Origin of the sequence: Streptomyces sp. URMC 126 (genome assembly GCF_051386555.1) — a bacterium.
In the GTDB taxonomy this organism is placed as follows: Bacteria; Actinomycetota; Actinomycetes; order Streptomycetales; family Streptomycetaceae; genus Streptomyces.
Genome location: NZ_JBPQTX010000490.1, coordinates 1 through 3,426, shown reverse-complemented (window position 1 = coordinate 3,426; position 3,426 = coordinate 1). Strand labels below are relative to the sequence as shown.

Below are 3,426 nucleotides of genomic sequence, written 5' to 3'. Positions count from 1 at the left end.
TCCCCCTCCCCTCCTCCGCCTACCCGCGCCACCCCGCGCCCGGCGCGCCGCCGTGCGCCCCGGCGCGTCAACGCGCGGCCCCCGCACATCCGCCCGGAGTGATTCCGCCCTCCGCGTCGGTTCTCCGGGCATGCGCCGCCTCCTGTGAGGTAATGAGACGCAGGGGGGTGAGTTGATGAACGCGACGTCCCGGATGTGGTCCCGGGCCCGGCGGTCCGCCTGGCGCTGGCGGCGCAGCCCGCTGCGCCGTCCCACCGATGTCCTGGAGCACTGGGTCGGAGTGGCCGCGGTGCTCCTGATGCTCGTCGTCGGACCGCTGGCGGGGCTGTCGGCCGGCACGTCCGCCCACGCGGTGCTCCGGCAGACGGTCCGTGAGCAGCGGTCCCACCGGCACCTGGTGACCGCGGTCGCGCTCCGCCCGGAACCGGTGCGCGGCGCCGCCGGAGACCGTGAGGGAGTGCCGGGGCGGGACGGCTACCACCGTATCCCGGCCCGCTGGCCCGGCCCCGACGGCGGCTGGCGCACCGGCCTCGTACCGCTCCGGGGCGCCGAGGCGCCCGGCCGGCGGTTCCCGCTCTGGACGGACGACCAGGGCCGGCTGGCCGGCCGGCCGCTCGACGGCACCACGGCGTCCGTCCACGCCGCGCTGGCCGGCGCCGGAGCCGCCCTGGGCGCGGCGGGCGCGGTGCACGGGCTGCGCCGCCTGGTCATGTGGCGGGTCATCCGGCGGCGGTACGAGCGGTGGGACCGCGCGTGGGAGCGGGCCGGGCACACCTGGGGCCGGGCCGACGCGGGCAGCTGAGCGGTGCCCGGACGGTCAACTCCCGTGCCCCGCGCACGCTACGGTGGAGCGGCCGGTACGCATCGGTCCCGGGCGGCGCATCCGTCCCGGGAGGCAGACGCACGAGGTGGGGGCGCGACAGCACCATGGCACAGGGCTCGGTCCAGGTGACGCACGGCGGCCCGTCGCGTTGGCGGCGGCGCACCGGGGAGTACGTATCGCTCGCGGCGGCCCTGGAGGCGGCGGCCGACGGCGACGTGCTGTCCGTCGCCCCCGGCACCTACCGGGAGAACCTGGTGGTGACCCGCCCGGTCACCCTGCGAGGCGCCGACGGGGTGCCAGGTTCGGTGCGGATCGCCCCGCCGGAGGGCGTGGCGATCACGGTACGGGCGTCGGCGGTCGTGCGGGACCTCCAGGTGGAGGGCCAGGACGCGGCGGTGCCCGCGCTGCTGGTGGACGGGGGCGCGCCGGAGCTCACCGGGCTGCGGGTGGTGACGCGTTCGTCCGTCGGCATCGAGGTGCGCGGGGGCGCGCGGCCGACGGTGCGCCACTGCGCGGTCGACAACGCGGCCGGCGTCGGCGTGGCGGTGCTCGACCGGGCCGGCGGGATCTTCGAGGACTGCGAGGTGCTGGCGGCCGGGCAGTCGGGCGTGGCCGTGTACGGCGGCGGGGGCCCGCGCCTGGAGGGCTGCCGGGTGCACCACGCGCGGGGCGCGGGGCTGTCGGTGACGGGCGAGGCCAGCACGCTGGAGGCGGTCGGCTGCGAGGTGTACGAGATCCGGGGCGCCGGTGTGCGGATGGCGGAGCGGGCGGCCGGCCGGCTCTCCGACTGCCGGGTGCACCGGGTGGCGGCGGACGGCGTGACGCTGGACACCGGGGCCGTGCTGGCGCTCGACGACTGCGACATCCACGACGTCCCGGAGAACGCCGTCGACCTGAGGGCGCGTTCGGTGCTGACGATGGCCCGGTCCACGGTCCGCCGGTTCGGGCGGAACGGGCTGTCGGTGTGGGACCCGGGCACCCGGGCGGAGGCCGTCGGCTGCGAGCTCCAGGACAGCACGGGCGACTACCCGGCGGTGTGGGTGAGCGACGGCGCCACGGCCGTCCTCTCCTCCTGCCGGGTGCACGACGTGCCGGACGCGCTGTTCGTCTTGGACCGCGGCTCGTGCGCGGAGGTCACCGACAGCGACCTGGCGCGGATCCGCGGGACGGCGGTGTCGGTGAGCGGCGGGGCGACCGCGCGGCTCGACGACTGCCGGATCCGGGAGGCGACGACCGGCGCCTGGTTCCGCGACCACGGCAGCGGCGGGACGCTGACCGGCTGCGCCGTCGACGCGACGGCCACGGGCGTGATCGTCACCAAGGGCGCTGACCCCACCTTCGAGGACTGCTCGGTGAGTTCGCCGCTGGAGGCCGGGTTCTACGTGTCGGCGGAGGGCCGGGGCACGTTCCGGCACTGCCGGGTGTCGGGGAGCGGCGGCTACGGCTTCCACGTCATCGACGGCTGCCGGGCGACGCTGACCCGGTGCCACACCGAGCGCTGCGCGCGCGGGGGTTACGAGTTCGCGGACGGCGGGGGCGGGCCGGCGGAGGGCGGCGGCCCGGGCCCGTCGAGCGAGGGCTGCACGAGCGACGAGCCGGTACCGGTGCCGCTGCGCGTCCCCGCCCCGGCCACCCCGGCGGCCCCGGCCTTCTCCATCACGGACCCGCGGCCGGCTCCCCCGGCGCCCGTCCCCGCCGTGCCGGCGCCCGGCGCGCCGTCCCAGATGCCTCCCGCGGCGCCGCGGCCGGACGGGAGCCCGGTACGGCCGCCGACGGCCGTGCTCGGCGAACTGGACGCGCTGGTGGGCCTGGACAGCGTGAAGAAGGAGGTCCGCGCGCTCACCGACATGATCGAGGTCGGCCGCCGCCGGCGGGAGGCCGGCCTGAAGGCCGCCTCGGTCCGCCGTCACCTGGTCTTCACCGGCTCCCCGGGCACCGGCAAGACGACGGTGGCCCGGCTGTACGGCGAGATCCTGGCCTCGCTGGGCGTCCTGGAGCGCGGCCACCTGGTGGAGGTCTCCCGGGTGGACCTGGTGGGCGAGCACATCGGCTCCACGGCCATCCGCACCCAGGAGGCGTTCGAACGCGCCCGGGGCGGCGTCCTGTTCATCGACGAGGCGTACGCGCTGGCCCCGGAGGACTCAGGGCGGGACTTCGGCCGGGAGGCCATCGACACGCTGGTGAAGCTGATGGAGGACCACCGGGAGGCGGTGGTGGTGATCGTCGCCGGTTACACGGCCGAGATGGAGCGCTTCCTGAGCGTCAACCCCGGTGTGGCGTCCCGCTTCTCCCGTACGATCACCTTCGGCGACTACGCGCCCGAGGAACTGCTGCGGATCGTCGAACAGCAGGCGGAGGAGCACGAGTACCGCATCGGCGAGGGCGCGGCCGAGGCCCTCCTCCGGTACTTCCGCTCGGTCCCCCGCGGCCCGGCCTTCGGCAACGGCCGCACGGCCCGCCAGACCTTCGAGGCGATGGTCGAACGGCACGCGGGACGCGTGGCACAGCTCGCGGACCCGAGTACGGACGACCTGACCCTGCTGTTCCCGGAGGACCTGCCGACCCTGCCGTGAGGGCCGGGTGGGGGGCTGTCTCTTATACAC

The 3,426-nt window shown here is 76.6% G+C and carries 2 protein-coding genes; both read left to right on the top strand.

The window, feature by feature from the left end:
* Positions 1 to 175: 175 nt before the first annotated feature.
* Entirely contained in the window at positions 176 to 802 is a 627-nt protein-coding gene (locus ACSNOK_RS31825; protein WP_436784265.1) for an Rv1733c family protein, read from the top strand.
* A 125-nt stretch (positions 803 to 927) separates the two neighbouring features.
* Positions 928 to 3,396: a right-handed parallel beta-helix repeat-containing protein gene (locus tag ACSNOK_RS31820; protein WP_436784264.1), complete on the top strand. Its 2,469-nt coding sequence runs from the start codon at positions 928 to 930 to the stop codon at positions 3,394 to 3,396.
* The last annotated feature ends 30 nt before the right edge of the window (positions 3,397 to 3,426 follow it).